The 22,508-nt window shown below is 48.7% G+C and carries 24 protein-coding genes; all 24 read right to left on the reverse strand.

What is annotated here, in order from left to right:
- Positions 1 to 80 precede the first annotated feature (80 nt).
- The 24 genes from BLS59_RS19695 to BLS59_RS19810 all read right to left on the reverse strand — a co-directional run bounded on the left by BLS59_RS19695 (position 81) and on the right by BLS59_RS19810 (position 22,507).
- On the reverse strand, positions 81 to 743 hold the full coding sequence (locus tag BLS59_RS19695; protein ID WP_091151784.1) for an ArdC-like ssDNA-binding domain-containing protein: 663 nt from the start codon (positions 741 to 743) through the stop codon (positions 81 to 83).
- Positions 733 to 1,146, reverse strand: coding sequence for a hypothetical protein (locus tag BLS59_RS19700; RefSeq protein WP_091151786.1), 414 nt, complete (start codon positions 1,144 to 1,146; stop codon positions 733 to 735). The genes BLS59_RS19695 and BLS59_RS19700 overlap by 11 nt, the downstream gene beginning before the upstream one ends.
- A gap of 23 nt (positions 1,147 to 1,169) precedes the next feature.
- Entirely contained in the window at positions 1,170 to 3,185 is a 2,016-nt protein-coding gene (locus tag BLS59_RS19705; RefSeq protein ID WP_091151788.1) for a type IV secretion system DNA-binding domain-containing protein, read from the reverse strand.
- Between the two features lie 96 nt (positions 3,186 to 3,281).
- Positions 3,282 to 3,833: an N-acetyltransferase gene (locus tag BLS59_RS19710; protein WP_143014177.1), complete on the reverse strand. Its 552-nt coding sequence runs from the start codon at positions 3,831 to 3,833 to the stop codon at positions 3,282 to 3,284.
- 2 nt (positions 3,834 to 3,835) lie between these two features.
- On the reverse strand, positions 3,836 to 3,997 hold the full coding sequence (locus BLS59_RS31675; RefSeq protein ID WP_162842700.1) for a hypothetical protein: 162 nt from the start codon (positions 3,995 to 3,997) through the stop codon (positions 3,836 to 3,838).
- 205 nt (positions 3,998 to 4,202) lie between these two features.
- Positions 4,203 to 4,694: an RsmD family RNA methyltransferase gene (locus BLS59_RS19715; protein ID WP_091151792.1), complete on the reverse strand. Its 492-nt coding sequence runs from the start codon at positions 4,692 to 4,694 to the stop codon at positions 4,203 to 4,205.
- A gap of 14 nt (positions 4,695 to 4,708) precedes the next feature.
- Entirely contained in the window at positions 4,709 to 10,243 is a 5,535-nt protein-coding gene (locus tag BLS59_RS19720) for a helicase-related protein (protein ID WP_091151794.1), read from the reverse strand.
- A complete protein-coding gene (locus BLS59_RS19725; RefSeq protein WP_143014178.1) occupies positions 10,233 to 10,448 on the reverse strand; it encodes a hypothetical protein in 216 nt (71 codons plus the stop codon). Before BLS59_RS19725 ends, BLS59_RS19720 begins: the two co-directional genes overlap by 11 nt.
- 140 nt (positions 10,449 to 10,588) lie before the next feature.
- Positions 10,589 to 10,879, reverse strand: coding sequence for a DUF6922 domain-containing protein (locus BLS59_RS19730; protein ID WP_091151798.1), 291 nt, complete (start codon positions 10,877 to 10,879; stop codon positions 10,589 to 10,591).
- Positions 10,880 to 10,901: 22 nt separating this feature from the next.
- Entirely contained in the window at positions 10,902 to 11,741 is an 840-nt protein-coding gene (gene traN, locus BLS59_RS19735; protein WP_091151799.1) for a conjugative transposon protein TraN, read from the reverse strand.
- Between the two features lie 2 nt (positions 11,742 to 11,743).
- Complete coding sequence (gene traM, locus BLS59_RS19740) at positions 11,744 to 12,925, reverse strand: conjugative transposon protein TraM (protein ID WP_091151801.1); 1,182 nt, start codon at positions 12,923 to 12,925, stop codon at positions 11,744 to 11,746.
- Between the two features lie 4 nt (positions 12,926 to 12,929).
- Positions 12,930 to 13,349, reverse strand: a complete 420-nt coding sequence (locus BLS59_RS19745; protein WP_091151802.1) for a hypothetical protein — start codon at positions 13,347 to 13,349, stop codon at positions 12,930 to 12,932.
- Complete coding sequence (traK, locus tag BLS59_RS19750) at positions 13,327 to 13,941, reverse strand: conjugative transposon protein TraK (protein WP_091151804.1); 615 nt, start codon at positions 13,939 to 13,941, stop codon at positions 13,327 to 13,329. Before traK ends, BLS59_RS19745 begins: the two co-directional genes overlap by 23 nt.
- Before the next feature lie 18 nt (positions 13,942 to 13,959).
- Positions 13,960 to 15,123: a TraJ family protein gene (locus BLS59_RS19755; RefSeq protein ID WP_091151806.1), complete on the reverse strand. Its 1,164-nt coding sequence runs from the start codon at positions 15,121 to 15,123 to the stop codon at positions 13,960 to 13,962.
- Positions 15,123 to 15,902: a hypothetical protein gene (locus BLS59_RS19760; protein ID WP_091151809.1), complete on the reverse strand. Its 780-nt coding sequence runs from the start codon at positions 15,900 to 15,902 to the stop codon at positions 15,123 to 15,125. Before BLS59_RS19760 ends, BLS59_RS19755 begins: the two co-directional genes overlap by 1 nt.
- 72 nt (positions 15,903 to 15,974) lie before the next feature.
- A complete protein-coding gene (locus BLS59_RS19765) occupies positions 15,975 to 16,211 on the reverse strand; it encodes a hypothetical protein (protein ID WP_091151811.1) in 237 nt (78 codons plus the stop codon).
- A complete protein-coding gene (locus BLS59_RS19770) occupies positions 16,165 to 16,731 on the reverse strand; it encodes a hypothetical protein (RefSeq protein ID WP_091151813.1) in 567 nt (188 codons plus the stop codon). Before BLS59_RS19770 ends, BLS59_RS19765 begins: the two co-directional genes overlap by 47 nt.
- 43 nt (positions 16,732 to 16,774) lie before the next feature.
- A complete protein-coding gene (locus tag BLS59_RS19775) occupies positions 16,775 to 17,443 on the reverse strand; it encodes a hypothetical protein (protein WP_091151814.1) in 669 nt (222 codons plus the stop codon).
- On the reverse strand, positions 17,440 to 18,108 hold the full coding sequence (locus tag BLS59_RS19780) for a hypothetical protein (protein WP_091151816.1): 669 nt from the start codon (positions 18,106 to 18,108) through the stop codon (positions 17,440 to 17,442). The genes BLS59_RS19775 and BLS59_RS19780 overlap by 4 nt, the downstream gene beginning before the upstream one ends.
- The gene (locus tag BLS59_RS19785; protein WP_240315289.1) at positions 18,105 to 18,734 is read right to left on the reverse strand and encodes a hypothetical protein; all 630 of its coding nucleotides are present in this window, start codon (positions 18,732 to 18,734) and stop codon (positions 18,105 to 18,107) included. The genes BLS59_RS19780 and BLS59_RS19785 overlap by 4 nt, the downstream gene beginning before the upstream one ends.
- The gene (locus BLS59_RS32305) at positions 18,724 to 21,519 is read right to left on the reverse strand and encodes a TraG/VirB4 family ATPase (protein WP_240315290.1); all 2,796 of its coding nucleotides are present in this window, start codon (positions 21,517 to 21,519) and stop codon (positions 18,724 to 18,726) included. Before BLS59_RS32305 ends, BLS59_RS19785 begins: the two co-directional genes overlap by 11 nt.
- Positions 21,497 to 21,805 (reverse strand): plasmid transfer protein, encoded by a 309-nt coding sequence (locus tag BLS59_RS19800; RefSeq protein WP_091151818.1) that lies wholly within the window; start codon positions 21,803 to 21,805, stop codon positions 21,497 to 21,499. Before BLS59_RS19800 ends, BLS59_RS32305 begins: the two co-directional genes overlap by 23 nt.
- A complete protein-coding gene (locus tag BLS59_RS19805; protein WP_091151819.1) occupies positions 21,805 to 22,113 on the reverse strand; it encodes a DUF4134 domain-containing protein in 309 nt (102 codons plus the stop codon). Before BLS59_RS19805 ends, BLS59_RS19800 begins: the two co-directional genes overlap by 1 nt.
- Before the next feature lie 100 nt (positions 22,114 to 22,213).
- Positions 22,214 to 22,507 carry a DUF4134 family protein gene (locus BLS59_RS19810; protein ID WP_091151821.1) on the reverse strand — a complete coding sequence of 98 codons (294 nt, stop codon included), beginning with the start codon at positions 22,505 to 22,507 and terminating at the stop codon, positions 22,214 to 22,216.
- Position 22,508: the final 1 nt, after the last annotated feature.

Raw genomic sequence — 22,508 nt, forward strand, 5'->3', positions numbered from 1 at the left:
TCATTTCAAAATTATGCCGCATGTATATACTTAAAAAACGACCTTAGCACATCTATGCTGGTCTCATTCGGCATAATCATTCACGCGGCATTATGACCCAATTCATGCAAAAGGGTAGCATAATATTTGGCAGCGGAATCGAATTGCTCTTTTTTAGGTATTTGTATCCGGTCACGCGATGGTGCATAATATGCTTCGTTGCCGCCATGTTTGATAACTGCCTGGCTTGACCGGATAATTTGTTCGGCCCTTTCGATGGCCGACCATGGCTGCTCAGCCTGTTTTTCACTTAAATCCTGTTGCCAGGGCGGGATGCCGTTGATCTGTTCGCCGTTAAACACCAGCGCATTGATAAACATTGGTCTGGCCAGTTTAATCTGCGCTTTTTTTGGGTTTCCATCCGAATCAAGCACCGGCCTGCCTTTTTCATCCAGGATGGGTTTTAGATCAAATTTTTTAACATAAGTGATCATGGTCGATCTGGCACCCTTCATAACGGACCATTTGCTGGCAGCTGCCTGTTTAAAGGTCAGCCAGCGCGGGTCGTCGTAACCTTGCATCGCTAGCCAGAATGCATTCATGCCGCGATAGTTCTTACCGGTTGTCGGGTTGAGCGGGGTCCTATAACCCGAAGAATTATCATCTGTCCAGGGCTTTTGAAAAGGCGATGTACCTTCCTGCAAAGCGGCGATGAGCTTTTCAGCGATCTGCTCCTGTAAAGGTTTATAGTTTTTAGTATTCATAGCCCCTGTTTTGATTGATCTCCAACTGGTTTTCCAGCGTGTCCATGGCGAATTCCCGCACCACCTTATTGTCCTTCACAAATTCCATCGCCTTGCGCACTAAGGGCGTTAAGCCATGCTGCTGCATTAAGTTCACCTGGAACAGCGCCTTGAAATCATCATAATTCGCTTTGCGTGCTTCGTTCATCAGCAATTCGTAGATCACATCGGCAGGTTTAAAGACCAATAGCGCATTGGTACTGTAACGCGCATTCTCGCCTTTACCGAAGCTGACATAGATATCATCGGTTTCCAGCTTAGCGCCGGTGATCATTCCGACCTGACCTTGTTTTTGCGCCGGATCGTCATCAAAGTCGGGATGCACCAATACCGATGTCCCGGTGAGTTCATCCGTTGGTTTCATAAGCTTATTATTTTAAAGGATTTTTATTTTTTCTTCGGCGTCATGCTGCCTTTGGGCAGCACTTCGACCTGCGGGATAGGTTTGCGGAAACTTTCGACGATGGCTTCTACCTCCTTATTAATGCGCATAAAATTTTCGCGCAGTACCTCATCCTTGCGCCCGGCAAAGTCATAATAGACCGGCAGGTCGCGGTAACCTGCTTCTTCAGTGGCAAGCTCAGCGGTATTCAGGTTCACTTTGCAATTGATGGCCGAGGTTTCAAACTTGCCGGTATAGACTTCCTGGACGTCGGCCGCGATCAGCCCTACCATTTCCCCCGTATTTAAAGAGGCCATTTTACCGGCGGGAATCAAGGGTTCGAGTTTCTCCTGTAAGGAAGTGGAGGTTTTATTACGGTCAATAGACAGGCTTTCGCCGATCTGTTTGTTCTTGCCAAATATCCGTTCCAGCCAGTCCAACGTTTCTTTATTCCGGACGGAACCGGCCAGCACATTGCCGACGACCGCGGTAATGGTGGCTGCGGTATCTTTACCGTAGTGTTGATTGAACTGCGGCAATTCCTGCAATCCCATCAGGATGGCCACCTTATTCGACCTGGCAACAGCTTGCAGGTTATCGATCTTATAAATATATAAGGTGGGAATTTCGTCAATGATCAGCGCCGACGGCAGGTTGCCTTTGCTGTTGATCAGCTTGGTCAGGCGGTTCATGACCACGGAATAGCAAGCCGAATTGATATTCTGCGTGCTTGGGTCGTTAGCCAGTACCACCATACCGGGCGTATTTTTATCCGATATTTTGAGGTTAAAGTCATCACCCGAAAAAACCCAAAACGTCTCCTTCGTAGCCAGTCGGGAAATAAATATTTTCAGGGTACCGATCTGTCCTTCCAACTGCGGAAAGGCTTTAGCCACATAGGCCGTTTTAAATGGCGACAACAGTGATACCAGTTCCGGTTCTGAGAACAGCGTATTAAAAATATCTTCGTAAGAATGATTAAGGAAAGACAGCACATGCGGCAGGCTGGAATATTTACCACCGGCATGTTTACTGAAAAAATAGACACAGGCCGCTAAGAAGTTAACCGCAGACTGCGTAAAGAACTGATCGCTGCCGCCGCTCTTGTCACCTTTCTTCATGGCTTCCACCAAACCCTCTGCGCTTTCTGATGCGTCCGCCAGGGTCTTCAGGTAATCACTCCGCCAGGGATTGGTACGGCGGCTGCGCTCCACATCATTTAAATTAATGACATGGAAATCATAGCCTTTGCACTTGCCCCGCTGTTTGGCCAGCAGATAATGGTAATAAGCTATTTTCCCAAGATCGGGAAACTTATAATCATAGACGCAGCAGCAAAATTCCTTCGCGATCAGCTGGCGAATAAAGGGATTAACGATCCCGAATGACTTGCCGGAGCCTGGCGTACCGATCAAGATGGTAGCCCGGAACGGATTGACGATATTGATCCACCCATCCCGGACTTTGCCCTTGAAATAAAAAAGCATCGGGATATTCACAGAATAAGGCGTAACCACCGGCTTGACCGGCTGCATAAAGCTTTCACCCTCCACATTCCAAATATCCTTACCCAAACCGGAGCGGATCATTTTGGAAACGTTATCCATCGATACGCTGATGAGGATAGCCCCAAACAGCGAACCAAGCATGTAACCTAAATCCCACCACGTGGTAAAAGCAAAGGCCAAAGCGCCAGCCCGCCCGTATAAAAATGCACTGCCAAAAAACAGCAATAATCCTAAAGCCAGCGGGTAAAGGATATGCAGCTTCGGATCAAGCTCCTGTTTCTTTTTAGCCAAAGTGCCGATACTGACCAGGCAGATCAAAAAGAGCGTCGCCAGCTTGCTGTACAATAGATTACTGTAAATAAGCACATGGCTCAGCTTTTCGACCGGCCCATAAAAAAAGCCCCAGAACGGAGCTTGCTTGTAAACGAATATGGCGGCTTCGAGCGCAATGGAGACATAGATGAGGCATTGCATAAAGCCGTGCAGCTTATGCTGCTCGTGCGTTTCTTCCATAAAAATCGTTAAATAAAAAAAGCCACGAACGGGCCGGACATAAAAAAACCGCTACGGGCAGCGGTAATCAAAAATCAGTAATTCTAAAGAACCTGATCAGGTCAGCTTCAACAAATCATAATACATAATGCGGGTCTTGGAGCTGGTATCCGAGTCAAGCAAAAATTTAAAACCATTCCGGTTATAATATTTCTGCTGTTTTTCCTCATTGATCGCGTCAAGAATGAGTAGCCTTACTGCAGGTTTGTGGTCAATTATGACCCAGCCTTTTATAAAGTCCATCATTTCATAAGCAATTCCCGATCCGTGCAGATCAGTATGTACACCCAAGCGGCCAATCTTTATGGAAGGATATTGCCTGATCCGTTTTTCATTGGGAATTTTGATCAGCCTGTGCAGACGATTCCAAATCGTATTACTGTAACCTTTCGTATCGCCCAAATCATTTAGGCAATCATTGGATATACTGAAATAGGCTTTAATGTTCCCTGCCTCATCCTGAAACAGGTAAGTGTTGGCCATGCCTTGCGACTGGTAATTTAAAGCGTCATCACGCAGAAAGGATGTGATATCTTCTAATCCGCAATCAAATGTATCAAGAAGTGACTGTGCTGAAAGCTCAGAAAAGAACAGATCCGACAGTGCCAACGTTATTTAGCCACTTTTTTTGTCAGGACTTTTTCCACTAATGACTGGATACGCTGACGTTCCTGGGTTGATACTTTCTGAGTTTGTTCAGATACAAGCACCTGATTGAACTTCCGTGAGGAAGAACCACTCAGAATTGGGGTTGCTTTTATTGGAGTTGCCATAACTTATATCTTTATTAATACACAAATATACAAAATATTGGATATATTATCTTTGATATAGAGAAAATTGACAATAATCGCGCCAATAGTATCGTACTAAATTCTCCAATTGTATAGCGCAAATCTCAGACTAGTTTATCAAACTAACACATTTTCGGCGATAGTCGCCATAAATGTACCGGTATCATAAACAAATGTCTTTTTATTAAGGGTCAGGATGGTAACGCTCGATGCTGGCAATCGTATCATGGATCGCCCCGCCATGACTGAACAGGGCGACCCGCTCCAACGAAAATTTGCGGCCAGCCCCCATCACGATAGAATGGTAGCCAAAAGTGATGACGATACCGCCCGGCGACAGGCAGCGCGGTATTTCGTCCTTCAACTGCCGGAAGGGGCTACAGATATGGCCTTTATACAGCTCCATACTTTTGCGCATTGCATAAGGCGGGTCAAGCAAGATCGTATTAAAACTGTCGCCGGTCCAGTTCCGTAACAATGCCAGCGCATCTAAATGATAATCGGCGGGCATCGCCGGGTCAAGGTCATTGCGTATCTCAATCACATCGAGCATGGTCGGCCCGGCAAACAAATTGAGCACCCGGCCTTCACAATGCTGCTCCACCCACAAGCGGATCGGGCGAACCGAAAAAGTGTAGCGATGCAAAGGGCAGCGCAGGTGCTCGAATACAATCATAGCAATTGGATAGTTTATAAAATGCCCTGAGCAGGATAATCCTGCTGACCCAAAGCGGCGGCGCGAAGCGGCTTTAGGTTTTCGGAATGGTCGAGCGTATCTGTTTGCTCTTGTTCTACAAACTGTTCTTCTGCCTGTTCTTCTTCGGGCGCGGCCTGCTTTTGCGTCGCCTTGATCTTGGCAGCAATTTCCTGTTCCAGCCTGCGCAGCTCTACCCGCAGCTCGACCAGTTCCTGTTCTTTTTCAAAGGTCTTTTGACTTAACTCGGTTAAAGTTGGCACCTCTGCAAGTAGTTCGGTTTGCTCATTTTCGTACTTTTCCCGTAAGCCGGTGACCTTATCAATGGCATTGAGAAAATAGCGTGCCGCCAGCTTAGGATTATCTATGTTCGGGTTACCGCCGTTAGCCTGGTATTTAATGCCGCCCGGCCCTTCGGCAAACAGGTGGTTTTGCATCCGGTACTTGAACAGTCCCTGGTCCTCATAACCTTCGCGTTGCTGCCGGATATAGAGGTTAAACCCGTATAAGGTGCCAATTTGCTTTTCTTCCGGCTCGCCTTTAGCGGGTTGCCAGCCTTTATACAGCGCAATGATTTTATTGCCTAATGCCTCTGCATCCGCAGATGGAAAATCCGTCAATTGTATCGGGTTTAATTTATTGCCCTCTTTATTATGTTTTAATTGGGAAGTGTAAAGCGCCTCGTCTTGCAACAGGCCGTCCATCGTGCCCTTAATTTCGCCCAAACGTTTTTCGGCGGCTTCCAGGCTGTAACGGTTGCGGGCAACTTCGCGGAAGTGGGCTGATTTCCAGCCTTCCAATTGGGCTACTTTCTTTTCCACCTTTGTCTTTTCCAAAAGGGTTGTATCGCCTGAAAGGATCGCGATATACTCCGAAAAGTTCATCCCGCTTTTTTCATCCAAAGCGCCCTCATCGAGGGTACGTACATTCAGCTCGCAGGCCTTCATCTGCGAAATAAAGGTCTGCTTGTTCTTCAACAAGTTGAACTTATAGGCATCCAGCGATTGCTCGACCCCATAAATAAAGTTCAGCACCTTATTATCGTAGTGCTTTTTGGCCAGCCAGTTACCCTGCCTGGCACCTCTGCCGTCGCGCTGCTCCAGGTCGCTCGGACGCCACGGTGTGTCAAAATGGTGCATGGCTAAAACCCGTGCCTGAACGTTCAAACCGGTGCCGGCTTTTTCCGTGCTGCCTAATAACAGCCTGATTTCCCCGGCATTCATCTTGCGGAATAGTTCCGGTTTTTGACGGTCCGTCCAGTCGTGGATATAAGTGATCTCGTGCGCCGGAATGTCAAAATCCCGCACCAGCTTTTCTTTCAGCGCATCATAGATATTGAATACCCCCTGCTTTGGTGTTCCGACGTCGCTGAACACAATTTGCGTTCCTTTATGTTCGGTGCTCAGGTTATACATTTCGGCAATCTTGCGTGCGCAGACATTGACCTTATTATCCGGGTGGTCTTCATAATCCGGATCGATCAGCCGCATATCCGCCGACATTTTCTTGGCGTAATTGGTGGCGATCAGCATCCGGGCATTATCTTCCTCGGCGCTCAGGCGGGGACGGCCCAATAAGGTCGCGTCGCCGGTTTCAGCAAACTGCATCAGCTTTTTGATAAAGTCCTGCTGGTCGGGTGTTGGGTGAATGTTCACCAATGTTTCCGATAGCTCCGGCTTATCCAGGTTGATATGTTTCGCCGTTTTATAATCGGTGATCTCATTATAAAACAGCGCCAGTTCGGGCACTTTGATAAAATGACGGAAGCGCTCTTTGGCGGTGATCTGGTTGGTGACCGAAAACTCAAAGTCGGTTGTCTTTTTGGCGAATACCGCAGCCCAGGCATCAAAGTTGCTGATGCTCTGCCGTTCAAACTCGTTTGGCCGCAGGTATTTGAAGATCAAATACATTTCCGTTAAACTGTTGGAGATTGGCGTACCCGATAAGAACGTGACACACAGGTCGGCATCAAACTTCTGCTGTAAAGTCCTGACCGCAAACAGCATATTCAATGCCTTTTGGCTGCCGTCCTGGTTACCCAAACCGGCCACGCGGTTGTGGCGGGTAGTAAAGGTGAGGTTCTTGAACTTATGGGATTCATCGACGAACAGGTGGTCGATGTTCATTTCCAGGAAATTGATGCCCGCGTCCTTTTTATTTTCCAGCGTATATAAAACGCCCTCCAATTTGGCTTCGAGGTTCTTTTTGCGCAGTTCCAGCCCTTTCAATATCGATCGCGAAACCTCGCCGCCCAATGATTTGAGCGTATCGAGGTCGGCCTGGATATTATCGAGTTCGGCTTGCATGATCTCCTGCTGCACTTCCGGCGACTGCGGGATCTTACCAAACTGGTCATGCGTCAGGATAATGCAGTCCCAATTGTTGTTCTTGATCTGGTGAAACAGCGTTTGACGCTTGACCGGGGTAAAATCATTTTCACCGGGTGCCAGTATTTTGGCATGTGGATAAGCCTTGCGGTAGGTATCGCTGATCTGCCCAACATTGGCTTTGAGCGCCAGGATCATCGGCTTTTGCACGATACCTAACCGTTTCATTTCCTGAGCGGCAACGATCATGGTCAAAGTTTTACCTAAGCCCACTTCATGATCGATCAGGGCACCCCGGTTCTGAATGATGCGCCAGGCGGCGTTACGCTGCGAACTGTATAAGTCTTCGATTCCCAATGCCTTGCGGTCAAGACCGGGAAAGGCCAGATGGCTGCCGTCATATTCGCGCAGCACATAGCAATTAAAGGTTTGGTTATATAAATTTTCAATGGCGTTCTTCTCGCTGCCCGGCAGTTCGCGCAGCCATTCCTCGAAGCGGCTGCGGATCGATTCGATCTTTTGGTGCCCCAACTGGATGGCTTCGTTGTCCGGCAGCCTGACGGCGTTATCACCGGTACCGACCTTATAGCTGAAATACGGACTGGTATTTTCCAGCGCATGTTCCAACAGCGCCGCGCCTTTCATTTTGATGCCGGACTTTGGCATGATCGCGAATTCCTCGTCGGTCTTGGCGTTCCCGTTCTTATAGGTGACTTTGAAACTGTCTGCGGAGGAAAAGTATTCGATATGCGTGTCCAGGCCAAACAGGTCGCTGGCAAATTGCTGGTAGTATTCCACCGGCATCCAGCGTTCGCCCAGGTTAAAATCCAGTAATTCAAAAGGTATTTTCTCGGGCTGTACCCGCCGGATCGCTGCCAGACTGCGTGCGATCTGTAAATCATCAGGATGCGCCTCCGCCGCCCGCTCCGTCAACTCCAATTTCTGCACCACGTTCCCGGACAGGTAGCTGTCATTGGTTTCCCAGGTGCGGCTGACCGGATTCATCAATATCTTGCCGTCCAGCTGCCGGACGATCGCGTATTCGTCCAGCCCGGTCATGGTACTCATATAATCCAGGTCAACGATGCCCTTATCATTCAGGCTACGAGCCAGGGCCTCTGCCGGATCATCGGTGTGCAGGTCTTCCTGCTGCGCGAACACCGGGCCAAAGAAGATATCGGCTTTTGACCAGGCTTCATTTTCGCGTCGCTCCAAGGAGGACAGTACCACGAAACCCAACGCGGCATCCTGTAAAATCTTGTTCCGGTTGCTGCCTTTATTCAGGTCACCAAATTTCCCGGTAAAGCTTTGATAATTGCGGTTGAGCAACACCCGCAAGTGCGGCTGCACCTGTAAGGCTTCCACTTCCTTCGCGTACAGTTCCATATAGCTATCGCGCAGGGCAATGTATTGCCGGAAAAACGACAAATCAACTTGACTATCAAACGGCTTAAAGTCCGCCTGGCCGTTCTCGATCAGGCCGGTCAGACCCGCCTTGCCTTCATGGATCACCAAAGTATCCCGCTTATAAAAAGGCTTGATATTGGTGAAGGGCACCGGCCTATCGGGCAGTAATTCAAAAACAGGTTCTAAACTCCGGTCACCCTCGTAGCGGTAATCATGCCCGAATTGTTTGAGTTTGGCCGATAAAGCTTTGAGTTCATAGGTTAGCGTATTACCGCTGACCCATTTGTTGGAAAAACTCAGCTCCTGCACATTACTGTATAATTTGTACAGGTAGCGGCCGGAAGATTTGGCTTGCGCGGTGATCAGCACAATACTGTCATGCTCAGGCCGGGTGGTCGTGCGGATGGTACTGATCTGCCTGCCGGTGGCCGGATCAACAAAGACCCTGTCCAGATCGGATAAATAACCGTGGGCCTGGTCATTATTAAAAGTCGGCGCATCAAAAAGGCCTAACTGCCCTTGTGTTGAGACATCACCAGCAGGTAGTTCCGGCATGGGCAGAAAAGTAAAAAACCGTGCGTTGGCCACGGTTTTATTGCCGGATTTAATGGCTGACCTTTCCTCATCCAGTTGCTCCTGTAATGCTTTCCAGCGATCCCGGTCAAAATTCGCTGCCAGGCCTTCCGCTATCTGTTCCATCAGCGGTTGCCGGATATCTTCCAGCGGGCCTTTCTGCCAGAGCATCTGGCTTGGCTTGCCATACTGATTTTTCCCCTCGCCGGTGGTGTCGCCCAGGCGCAGTTCTGGGTGCCGGTCGATATAGGCATTGACCGAAAATTTGCCGTAGCTATTTTCCTGCTCGACCGTTTCGATCAGCAACAATTCAGCCGGGGTAAAAGCTTCTTTATGATCGTTCTTCTGCACCAGGAGCAAATGGCTCGGGGCTTCCGTATTGGCAGTATCCTTCATCAAATTATCCGGCAGGACGGACAGGCTGATAAAATCCGCCGAGGTAAAGACATGCTTACGTCCCAGTGTATTGGAAGCCGTGTTTAAAAAGGCATCCGTAACTAAATAAGCCAGCAGGCCGCCGTCTCCCAATTTATCCAGGCCCTTGGCAAAGAAATAATCATGGATCTTGTTGGTTACGGTACTGCCCTGGTAGGCCGGGTCGAAGACCTTGAAATTACCGAAGGGGATATTACTGGTTATGAAATCGTATTTGCCTTTTTCGTCCGGGACTGTTTCTTCAAATCCGCGAATCTGAACAATACTGTTTACGGATATGGACTGCGTTAGCGCCATCAAAATGCTGCCGGTCAGTTCATCCTTTTCTACCGCGTTGATCTCCTGCAAGTCCGGGAAGGCCTTAACCGCTTCAGTGATAAAAATACCGGCCCCGCTGCTCGGCTCATACAGGTGCTGCGGCAATATGCCCTGATCCTTCATGGCGGCATACAAAGCACCCGGCACCAGTTCCGGCGTATAAAATGCCGTCTGGATGCTGCTTTTCATCCCGTCGATGGCCGACTTGTAATCGGCAGGCGATAATTTCTCCCGGAGCAGCTCATGCAAGACGATCACTAACGGATGCAATTTCAGATCATTGGCGGAGGCATTTTGCTGTACCCATTCTTCTACAGGCCCGGCACCGAACAGGATGGCTTTCAGGCCACCGAACCCGGCATAGCCTTTCAATACCTCCACTTCTTCCGGGGTATAACTTTCCTGTTCCGATAAGGCGATGCGCAGCGCATCGATATTACCGGACAGTTTTTTTGAACTGTTAAAAGCCATGGGCTAAATCTCCTTCCAGGTATTCGGCAATAGTGCCGGTGACGGCGTAACGCAACAGGCGGCTGTCCTCGCTTTCGGGGAAACCGAACTCATCAAACAAGTATTTGCAGGCAGCCAGCAGGTTCAGCATCTCATAAATGAGGATGCCACTGACGTGAAATGCCAGGTGGGTTTGCTCAAATTCTTCCTCGAAGACTTTCTGCAAATAATCATAGCGTTCGCGTTCGTCCGGCTCCAGTAGCTTTAAAGGATGCATAAAAAGAAAGGCATAAAAAAAGCCGCCTGGAGGGGCAGCTAATTATTGAGTGGATGGGATTACCGTCGCATTAAACTAAAATCAAGATTTTATTTAATCGACCACCTATAAAACGGTTCAACCTGGTAGCGTTTGGCAACCAATTCGCAAACCTTGTTGCTAATATTTTCCCTGGTGTATTGCAGTGTTGATAGAATGGTTTCTTTGGAATAGAGGTTTTCTAATTTCTGAATGTTCATTTCAAAGTTAGTTTCGTCTGTCACAAACAACGCGCGCGGAATGATCAGGCCTAAATCGCGCTCCACATCGAGGCGGCTCGGGTCCGCATCCCAAAAAACATATTTGGGAAATATTTGAGAAAGGTCTACGCGTTTTTTCATGCCATTCAAAAATACAGTATTATTAATTAACCGGGATTACATCTGCATCGAGCACATCTTGATAGCTGATATTTAAAGTGATCACCCTACCAGAAATCTGCTTTTCGCTCAATTCGATGTGCAGTACCTTGTTCCCCGGAAAGGTCATTTTTTTCAGGACGATGATGTTGCGGTAGGTCTTTTGAAAAAGCGGGTTATTTAATAAGATGAATTCAGGCTTCAGTTCAACCGACTGTACATTGGTGGCCTTGGTGATCTTTTTATCATCAATATGAAAACGGAAGTCTTCAATATTATAAGCCAGGTTCGTTTTATTCCGGTAACCCAGGTCAATGAATACATAATCATCCGCGGTATAGATATGGTACAGTTCTGCTTTCAGGTCGAACGCTTTCGTTTTTTCAATCGCGTGGCCCGGCCGTTTACAAAACAGGTTAAGCGCTAACTGCTTTAGCTGGTTTTGCGAAAGCCCGATGCCCGAAATATCCAGCGGGCGGGTGTCGCCGGGATTGATGGTAATTTCGGTGCGGCTATCCCTGGCGGTAACAGAATCGGCCCGGATCACATGGTATTGTGCCATAAACTTTTCCCCGGCAATGGTAATCACCGCATCGGCCGAACTGATCGAATCCTTTATGCGGATACGCAGCACGTTTTTAAGCGGCAGATCGCCGATGACCGATTTGGCCGAAATATCCACGTACTGGATCGGTTCCGGTGAAATGAACTGCACCGATACATTTTCGGGCAGGTAAATGATGGGCAAGGCGTTCATTTTTACGCCCTCCGCAAAGGGCGTCAGCTGCGCATAGCTGTGCAGGCCTGCCAATAAACCGGCAAGAAATACGAATATTTTTTTCATGATTAGTAATGTTGCTGCGCTTTTTCCAGCGCTTCGTTATCGATTAAATAGAGGTAGGAATTGTATTTGATCTTGGCCTTGTCCTTATGGATCAACCCGGCGATAGCCGATGAAGTGGATTCAAACATTTTACTGGCCGTGCTCATGGCGAACTGGCTGGCCACCGATCCGGTGCCGCCACCGTCAATGGTAACGCCCTGTACGGTATTGGTGCCGAGGTCTTTGGTGAAATCACGAAAAGCCGACTCCGGCACATACAGCCCCGAAAGTCCGTCAAGGTCGTACACCTGCAATTTGACCGGCAGGATCTTGTTTTCATACAAAATGGATTTGACGGTCAGCTCCACACGCTGCCCGGAAAAGCCGGTGATCAGCGCATAGAGATAAGTGCCCTTGGGAATGCGGTAACTCCCGGCATCAATATCGTCCAGCAGCCGCAGGCGGATACGTGAACCGGCATAGCCCGTCAGGTTCTCATCGATGACTACCTTAATAAAGTCCGGGTGCTTTACCGGCAGCACGGTATTAAATGCCGTTGAAGGTGCATCGGCCAGCCGGACAGCTAATTTGGGTTCATTGGCTTTTTGCGCGGCCACTTTCGCCAGGGCTTCAGACTTTTGCCGTTCGGCTTTGATAGCCGGGTCATTGGCCTTGTTCATGCTGTCCAAATAGGCCATCTGCTGCCGGAACGTTTCCATCGGGTCTTTGACTTGCTGATCTGCTGAACCCGGATTGTTTCGAGCAGGATGCCGGTTCTTCAGCCCGTTTAACGCCTGGATCATGGCCTGGTCGTTGTCGCCTGTTTTTCGCTTCGGCGGGCTGACCGCCCCCTGGCCATATTTGGCTTTCATCGCTTCATTGATCGAATCCAGCATTTTCTTTTCCTTGTCGGAATAACTGCTTTGAAAGGCGGGGTTGGTGGTTTTTTCGGCTGGCAGGGCATTAACGGCCGTCATGCCATCGCCTTCTTTATAAGTATTGCGGTAAGCATCCAGCTTATCGTCGAGCTGCTTCTTTTGGACATCGCCGGAAACTTGCCCGACCGAAGTATTGATACCATTTACAGGTTTGTCTTCGGTCTTTTTAGCGGCAAAACCGCTGTGGTAAACAAAGAAGAACAAGCACAGGAAAGGCAGCAGGATGAGCGGCAGGATGTATTTGGGTTGTTTTAAATTGATTGACATAATGCTAATGGGGTAAGGTGAGACGAATATGCTGGAGGCTGTCCAGATCTTGAACCAGCGTTAAACTGTCGGCCTTAGTCAATACTCTTTTCGCCGTAATGCTATCGACCTGCCGCCGTAAATGAATAGTCGTTTTGAGTGCCGCACCTGCTGCCAGGATTTGGTCAAAACTGCTGTTCAATACTTCGCTTCGCGGCTTTACTTTGACTTTTTCAGGCGGCACCATTTTGGGGTGCAGCCATACCGCCAGTACAGCCGAAGCAAGTAGCAGAGCCGTCATTAATCCAAAAAGAAGGCGGGGATATTTAGCAGCGAACTGCTTGCCGAAGTTATTGCCCTTCTCCGCATAGACCGAAAACTCCTTGCGCAGTTCCCTATACAGCGTATCCCTGGGATCGCGGTTAGAATGTATTTTTCTGAACATTTTCGAGGTCTTTATTTTCGAGCGTTTTCCAGTTCACAATGAGCACGCCGTGCGGGTTATTGTCACTGCGCGGGATGTCTTTCAAGTAGCCTTCAGTTATGAGCGAACGGATGACGGTCGAGCTGCGCCGGTCGATCTTCAGCTTGCCGTAATAGCGGAAATACCGCTTAGCTATATCCAGGGAAATAGAATCGGTTTGCAGCGTAATGACCGAACTGGATGATAGGACGGAGTTAAAAAAGCCGTTCTCCTTCAGGTTGTTCACCTGGTCGGCACCTGATTCATCGACGAGGTACATCGCCTTTTTTAACTGGTATTCAATGTACTTGTCATCCGGCGTGAGCGAAAAGAACAGTGCGTGAAAGAGATCAATGTCCGCGCGGTACTCGGCCGGCCGGTTCACCTGCATATCTGTTTGATTGGCTTGCAGCGGAATACCGTTGCTCAGAATATAAATACTTTTGCGGGCATCGTTGACCTGGCGGTAGGAATACGAACAGCAAATGGCCGACAAAACGATGGAAGTCAAAAAACTGCCAAAAGCCACCCAGGTCGCCAGCCTTATTTTGGCTTCGATATTTTTAACGATCATAAAAGGTTGGTAAAGAGGTTAAATGAAACTGCCGACAATACGGGTAGCACCGGCCATGGTACTGGCACCACGGCCGAAGTTAGATGCGGCTGAACTGACACCCGAAGTAGAAATGATCCAGGTAGAAATGCTGGGCACGGTGAACATACAGATGGCACCGATCACAAAAACGATAATGACGGTACCAAAGGATAAAATTCCGTTACCGGCAAATACTGCCAGTTTCGCCATGTCCGCAGGCGCGCCTGTCTTGCCGACCAGTTCCTGGTACTTGCTGATCTCGGAGGTGAGCGCATATTGTTGCATTAGTCCGCATAAATACATGATGAGGTAAGCGATGCCGGAATACAAATTAACCGACACAAAACGCGCAACCCAGGTGCTGAAGCTATCGCGGAAAGCGGGCAAAATACTTACCGCTACGGAGAATGGCCCCAGGATAATCAGGATGGAAGAATAGATAATTTGAATCATGAAAATTATGTACACAGCTATTCTCAAAATCCAGATGCCGAGTAACTCCAGCAGCTGCGTAAAGAGCAATTGCATCCCGACCGTCAGCCGGTTCTTCAGTTCCAGCAGTGGGGAAACCACATCGGCAATGCCCTGCTTCACTGTACTGGTCACCGCATTCCAGGCCTGCCCGTACCAAGTGTCGCTTTCCTTTTCAGCCACATCGGCCTGCGCCTGGAAAGTATACAGGGAATTGGCGACCTGCAGCATCAGGTTAGCGCGTGTGAAGCGCAAGCCATCCACGTCGCTCTGCACGCTGTCAAACATCTGCTCGGTCTGCTGGGCGACCAGATCCGTCGGAAAGGCAACCATTTTGACAAAGCCGCCCCACCATATAATGATCATGGCTAAACCGAAGGGGCGCAGTAGCGGCATGATCTCCATTTGCTTGTCGCCGACCATCATCTCGTAACTTTTGATGGCAAAAAAGATGATCATGAAAATGGCAGCCAATGCCTGCGCATCACCGATGAACATACTGAAATGGTTCCAGATCGAACCTTTGAGGCCCTTTAAAAAGACCATGACGCCGCTTTCATAAACCGCGTCGCCCTGTAAGTATTGCAAAGACTTCCTGCTGATCGCGGTATCGACAGTGGCTGTCTGGGCAAAGCCTGCCGTTCCCCACAGGGAAAACAGCAGGCATAAATAAATTAATTTCTGCTTCATTAGTATTTGGCGTTTTGGAGTACCTTATTAGCGATCTGCACATCGCTGTTGGGTGTCCAGTTGGGAATAGTTACCGTACCTTTTTGCAGGGACTGCTGGTGCGCCGCCATATCCAAAGTCATTTGCGCGGACGAGGTACGGATGGCCCAGACCGATGATAAATTCTTATATTCATTCAGCATCCGGTAATAAGCCATGATGCGTGAACCCCGGTCCATATCGGTGGAACGTGCGCCGTTCAATCTTTCTTTCAGCTTATCCAACTCCCCGGTGTACCAGCCGTATAGCCCCTCGGAAACCAGCTTGCCGCTGACCTGCGGCGATAGCCCGCCTAAAATAGAAACGGACGAATAATTCAGCAACGGGTTGAATTGCTGCTTATAATACAGCAACCATAAGGGGGCGGCATCCGACAACAAGCCCGACTGCGAAGCAATTTGAGAAAGCGCCGTATTGCGCGCGGTATCCGATTGTAGCTTATAACGGTTGTCAATACCGTTCATCGTACTGACCAGCGCCAGGCGCTGAGTTTGCTCGCCGGTGGCGCTCAAAGGCCGGATATCTGTTTTGTGGTAGTTCGGATCGAACAATCCCCAGACCAGCCAGTAATAAGGGTTCAAACTTAGAAAGCCCGCTTTGGGGTAGAACTTGTTCTGGTCCCATTGCTGGAAAACCATCCGCTGGCTTTGGTTATCGACGGCGTCATCCTTGATGATGGATTGCGCAAACAGGCGCCCGCAACAAAGCAGGCACAGGCATATTATGCTAATTTTTTTCATGAAATTGGTAAATAAAAAAGGCGACCGGGTGGCCGCCTGTTAATGAGTAGGATTTTTTGATGGAGGTTGTTCTTACAACATTTTTATAATGGTATCCTTGATTTGAACGGGCATATCGTTATCATCCATAATGATTTCAATATCTACAAGAAACTTTTCACCAGTCGGCAGCTCTTTGGTATAATGTTCGCCGTCGCCCGGGTATTTGGCATAAAAGGGATTACCGAGGTCAAAGGCATGCTGGCGACCCAGTTCGTGAATGTTATTGATGTTTTGTAGTAATTCGTCTACTTTCGATGATCGTTCCATATCTCGCCATGAAAATTTCCTTGAGTAATTCTGCCGCTTTATTTCGTTCCCTGGTTCTTCCGGCGCGGATGGCATCGATCAGCGCTAATTTATCATACAGCAATTGATCACTTAACGCTGCAAGCGGTTGCTCGGGGTAAAACGGCTGAATGGCATATCCCTCGGTCTTGCCGTATGCGCTGGGCCATACATACTGGTCGCTTTCCTCAAATATAAAATACGCTTTGAGGATGGGCGAACTATGCCCGGTTGTAACACCGACAGCCCTTTCACCCGCCTGTGTTGGGAAAACATATTTCAGACCATGAACAATGAGTTCGTAAAACGCATTCCTATGTACCATTCTTTGATCAACACTCAAGAGTCTGGCGATTTTAGATCGGTTCAACGATTCGTTAATCTTTGATTTGCTGATAAAAAGGGAATCGGCAAGATCGCTGCTACTCCAGCCTTCTGCCATCGACAGGACTTTGAGTAACACGACAATATCATACCCCTTCATACCACTGTGTTGCTTCATGCTCAAAAATACTAAACAGAAGTCGCAAATCCGGAATTTTGCGTTATTGATTCAGGTACTTAGCATTCATAATGATCTGCTCCACAAAGTATTTGTCCTTATTGATAAAGTCCTGCCACGGGTTTATCGAAGCGATGATCCCGCGCTGTTTGGCCCAATACATCGCCCGCCAGGCACCATAGGCCAGACCGTCTAAAATCTGCAAGGTATTGGTGACTTTTTTGAGTAGCTGGTCGCGGCCGTTATAGTCCGCCAAAATATTATCGCCGGATTTGAGTACATAGGTGGAAACCTCGCTGACGAGCGCTACCGACCGCACCTTCATTTCGCCAGCGATATTGGTCGCAAACAGCAATAAATAGGGGTCGGATTTTCCCAAAGCCAGCGCCTGGTTCAAATAGCTGATCATGTCAGCCGTGATCGTCGCCATATATTTGACTTCTAAGCCATCCTTTAAGGCGGAGTTCACATTGGATAAACCGTTATAGATCATTTCCTGCGCCAGCACCACGGAACCGACATTGGTATTCAGGTCTTCAATGTTATTGTTGATCTTGCCCAAATATTGGTTATGGGTTTCCTCGGCGCTGCTCCGCACGGCCTGGTTAGCTTCGACCGAGGCGAAGTATTTCGGGTCGAAAACATATTGCTGCGCATGAGCTGAAAGCGAAAAGCCTAAAGCTGAAAGCAGGAATAAAATAATACTTTTCATTGTTTAAGGTACTTGGCGTTTTGAATAATGCTTTCAGCCACGTTTTTATCCTGGTCGATATAATTCTGAAAGGGATTGATCGAACGCAGTAAAGAATTCAGGCTGGAATAGGTCAGCGTATTGACCAGGTTACCCGATAATTCCTGTATCTCAGAAAGCTGCATCAATACATAATCAAACAACAGCTTCCGGTCAGATGCTTTCATTTGATTCACATCTCCGATGGATAAGGTCAGGCCGGTAACATAGCCAATCAACCCTTGTGCTTTTTCGACAAATTCGATCTCCGTCTGGTAGCCTAAAAAAGCCAGCGCGGGATTCTTTTCCACCAGGCTGACAATTTGGGCCTGGTAACTGACGATCTGCTTCACCTCGGGGGTAGCATAGATACCGATGTCTGCGATATTGATGGCCGTGCCCAATGTATTGTAGCGGTTCTGTAAAGTGCGATAGATATTCTTCATTTTTGTCAGCAGCGTCAGGTTCGCCTGCTCGTTGGCCGTGACCGTTGCCTGGTTATTGCGGGCATTGACCTGTTGGGTATGCTCGGATTTTGATTGATCGATCAACTGATGAATACCGGCAATGTCAAGGGTACTCTGCTGCGCAGAAGCGGAAAGCTTCAAGCAGAAAGCCAAAAGCAACCATACAATTATGTTTTTCATTGCTTCAGGTATTTAGCGTTATTCAATACGTCGTTGGCGATCTGCACGTCCATGTTTTTCCATTCGGCCCAGGGATTGAGTGAAGCCCAGATGCCGCGCATTTTGGCCCAGTACATGGCCCGGCCCATACCGTAAGCAATGCCCCGCAGGATCTGCATTTCACTTTCAATGTGGTTAAGCAGCCTGCCGCGTTCACCCGCATCCATTAGGTTTGAGCCACCCTTAAGCACAAATGCGCTGACATCGGCGGCCAGTGTAACCGCCCGCGTTTGAAATTCACGCGCGCCTCCTTCGGCAAACAGCAATAAGACGGGATCAGATTTAGCAATGGTAACCGCCTGGCCGACATCGTTGACGATATCCGTCCCGCAGCTGGCGATCTCTTTAATGGAAGTGAGGTTATTGATAACCGAAGCGACCTGGCTCAGGCCGGTGTAGATCTTGTTTTGCAGATCGTTGACAATAACCAGTTGACTCGTTACCGCCAACTGTCCTCGCTGTATGGCGCTGAGATTATTATTCGTGGTATTCAACTGTCCGTTGATGACCGCGCTGTTAACGGCAATAGCCGCAGAAGTCGCCGGGTCAACCACAATTTCCTGCCCGAATGCGGCTTTACACATCATAAGGGGCAACATGATAAGGGCCGATAAAATTTTCATCTGTTATGTATAAAAGAGGTTGTCCGTTTTGGTTAATATGACTGACGAATTGCGCCAGTGTCATCTGGCTGCTTTGGAAGTCCTGCACGAACAGGTCGAGCGCACGCTGGTAATGGCCAAAGTATTCGATATAAATATGCAGGGCGGATTTTTCCGGCTTTTCCGTTGAAAAGGTCATGTACTGGTGCAGGCTGACCTCTACCCCGTAAACTTCGCCAACCGAACCGCGCCGGATATACACTTCCTTGAAGCGGCCGCGCCCTTCGGTATTTTCCAACTGGTTGATCGAGAAAATCTTTTTGCGTTCGGTTTCATTGATGGATAAAAGCGCGGCGATCTCGTTATAATTGTCCTTGAACTTGGTCTGGTCCAGCAGGCATACCGTATCGGAGTTATTGATGATACTGTCTTTAACCACGGCATTGCCGATGATGTCGCCTAACTCCTGCGTTACCACAATGGCCTCGCCCCAAAATTTCCGTACGGTCTTATATAAATAAACCAAATAGTTGGCCATCAGTGGGCTTGCGATCGCCTTCCACGCTTCTTCCACAACCAAAGCTTTACGGCGGGAAGAGCGGAAACGCATTTTCTGGATAAACACATCCATGATCGCCAGCGTAACGATGGGAAAGAGGACGCGATTTTCTTTCACCGCGTCAATTTCATAGACAATAAAGCGCTCGGTAAACAGCGACGAATCGGTTGCTTCGTTCAGGATCTGCGCAAATTCACCGCCCTTGTAAAACTTCTTCAATACATAGCGAAACTCATCGACATCGAAAGGGATGTGTTCTTCCTGCTTGATCTCCGGGATCTTCCAGAGCGCGAATTCGTAAAAGCTATTGAAATTGAGCTGCTCGATATGCGGCTTGCCCTCGGCTTTGAGGCGGCGCAGTTGTTCCTCCTTAACAGCAACATGAAACTTCTCATCATAAGCGGCGCGAAAAGGATTCGCTTCATTAGGCGTTAGCGTATCTCCCGAATGCGTCAGCGCATCCACCAGCGCCTGATCGTCGCGGGGCAGTTCACCGGCCAGCTCGTTGTCCAGCACTTCGATCTCAAATTCGGGAAAGAGCGTAAAACCGGTGCCGCCTTTCATTTCTTCGGCTACTTTTTTTCGGATGGCGAACTGGTCTTTTTTAGAAATGACAGGTAATTCTTCCTGTTCAAAATAGACGAGGTAATAAGCATTGATGACATTACTGATCACATCGCGCTCGACCTGGCTGAAAACGCCATCGGCACCTTTCCAAAGCAGGCCGACCAGCGTAATCAGGAAATCCTTTTTCTCAATATTGAATTCCTCTACCGTAATCTGGAAGGGGTTCATCGTGATCGGTTTCTTATCGGTATAGGTGATGTACTTCCCCTTATAATAGGCGCACAACCCGGAATAGGAATGCCCGGTGTCCACAATGACCATATCCATATTGAACAGCATATATTGTTCAATCAGGCTATTCATAAAAAAGGATTTACCCGACCCGCTGGGGCCTAAAACGAACTTGTTGCGGTTATTGATGCGGTTAGTACGCATCGGTAGATCGGCTACGTCAATGCCTACCGGTACGCCCTGCCGATCCGTAAAGCGTACCAAAAAATCGGACGGCTCATCCAGCGGCATCGATTCCTTCAGAAAGAAGCAAACCGCCGCATCGCAGGTGGTCAGGAACCAGTCGTAATCTTTCAGCTCCACGGCATTACCCGGCAACGCGCAACGGTAAAGTTCCAGTTGATTATAGCCATTCTTGCTGGCCATAATACCTAAACCAAAAAGCGCGCTTTCAATAAAGTTTGCTGCCTTTTGAATTTTGTCCTGTTGTGCTGCCAGCACAATATTGAAATGGCAGTTGACCAATAACTGGTTCTCCCGTGCCACATCATTTAAAAGCAGATCAATATCTTCAACACATAAGGTATTGGCCGGGTCGGGTATGCCGGAGTGCCGTTTCTTTTTCAGTTCCAACTTTTTGAGCGTCATAAATTGGCTGGGTATATCGATGACCTGGTTAAACAGGATCACCTCGAAATCCGGCACCCGGAACAGGAACGAAAGGAAATCCACCGGGAAACCCCGCAGGGTTTCCTTTTCATTCATCTCGATATGGGTACTTACTGTCGGCGGCAGATCTACGTTATCAATATTGATCAGCGGGATATTGCGGATAGCGCGGTCGCCCATTTTGATCTCGGTATCGTTCGGCGCAAAGTTGTTGAGCACGATATGTTCCGGCTTAAAGTCCATAGCCAGGAACTGCATGATGAGCAGGTTAAGCTGCTGCTCGATCAGGATCACGGGTGTCGTCTTTGCGGCGATCAGGATGTCCATCACCTTATCCAATTGCTGGCTGAAATCCCGCAGCGCCTTTTTATCAAATACATAAAAAGCGCCCTTGCGCACCTGGCGGGTCAGCGTCATATAGGTATTAACTTTAATGTAATCGCGACCGGCAAAATGCTCATTGTATTTCTGCTGTAAATACTCGCCGCTTGATTGGAGCGGGTATTTTTCCTTGCTGATCACATCCGATTTTTGCAGCAAATACCCATCGCCCATGATCTTGACCACGTTGATCATCAGGGCATGGAACTCATCGTAAGCTGCCGAGGCAGCCGAGAAGCGGGTAACCGGGTTAGTGATTTGGATAACCACCGAACATTCGCCGCCTGCACCGACTAAAATATCGGTGCCGTTATAATGATCGATACCGATGTAAGGAATATTAAAGACTTGTTTTCCGGCCATAACGGGAGAGATTTTTGAAGTTGACCTGGTGAATGAAAATGCCCGTCGGGCGGGCTTTGATATGGAGACCCTGTTTCTGTTTGGCAGCGATAAAGATTAACCCGCCTGCAACGGCGGCGATCAGGACGATCAGGCCCAGCCACATATTGACCAGCGCCATTGTTAACGCGCCCAATACCAGGCCGGCCAAAAGCGAAGCCACACCCCAATAGATAAACTTGCCTTTAAAGCCCCGGTACACGAGGGGCCTTTGCAGCCCCTTGTACACCTGGAATTGCCTTGCCATTAGGTAAGGCCAAAGAAAGCTTTGATCACGACTGCGGATACCACGAGGAACACACAGCTGCCGCCCCAACCCATTAATTCTTTATTAATGTCCTGGTCGCCGCTGTTCCATTTCGAGTACACGCGGATCGCGCCGACGATGCCGACAATACCGCCGATGACCAGCGTGACATTGGTCACCGGGGCTACATAAGTTTTAAGCGAAGTGGTGGCGGAGTTTAGCCCGGTCACACCGTTTTGGGCAAAGGCGGATGCCGTGCCCAATGCAAGGACCACGGCTGTGGCCCACATTTTTTTGATTTTGTTCATTTAGGGGTATTAAAAATTTGGTGAAAAAAAAAGGCGGCCCCGAATCATCGGGAACCGCCGGGGTTATGGAGGGGTATTAAATGCTTCGACAAGCTCAGCACTACAGGCCAAACACGCCGCGCAGGAAGGCTCCGGCCAGCACCATAAAAAATGCGGCAAAGAACCAGGCGGCCACCTGCTCATCGATACGCGGGTTCCCCATTTGCCAGTTATGGTAAATGCGTACCGCGCCGATAATGCCGAATACAGCGGCCAGCACCAACGAGCAGTCCATCGCGGAAAAGAAAGTCGACCTTAAATTCTGCTGCGCCTGCTGCATTTCGGAAATTCCGGGTTGCGCCGTTGCGCCGAACGCCAGCAGGCAACAGCAAAAAATCCATAAATAAACTTTCATG

Origin of the sequence: Mucilaginibacter pineti (assembly GCF_900101875.1) — a bacterium.
GTDB lineage: Bacteria > Bacteroidota > Bacteroidia > Sphingobacteriales > Sphingobacteriaceae > Mucilaginibacter > Mucilaginibacter pineti.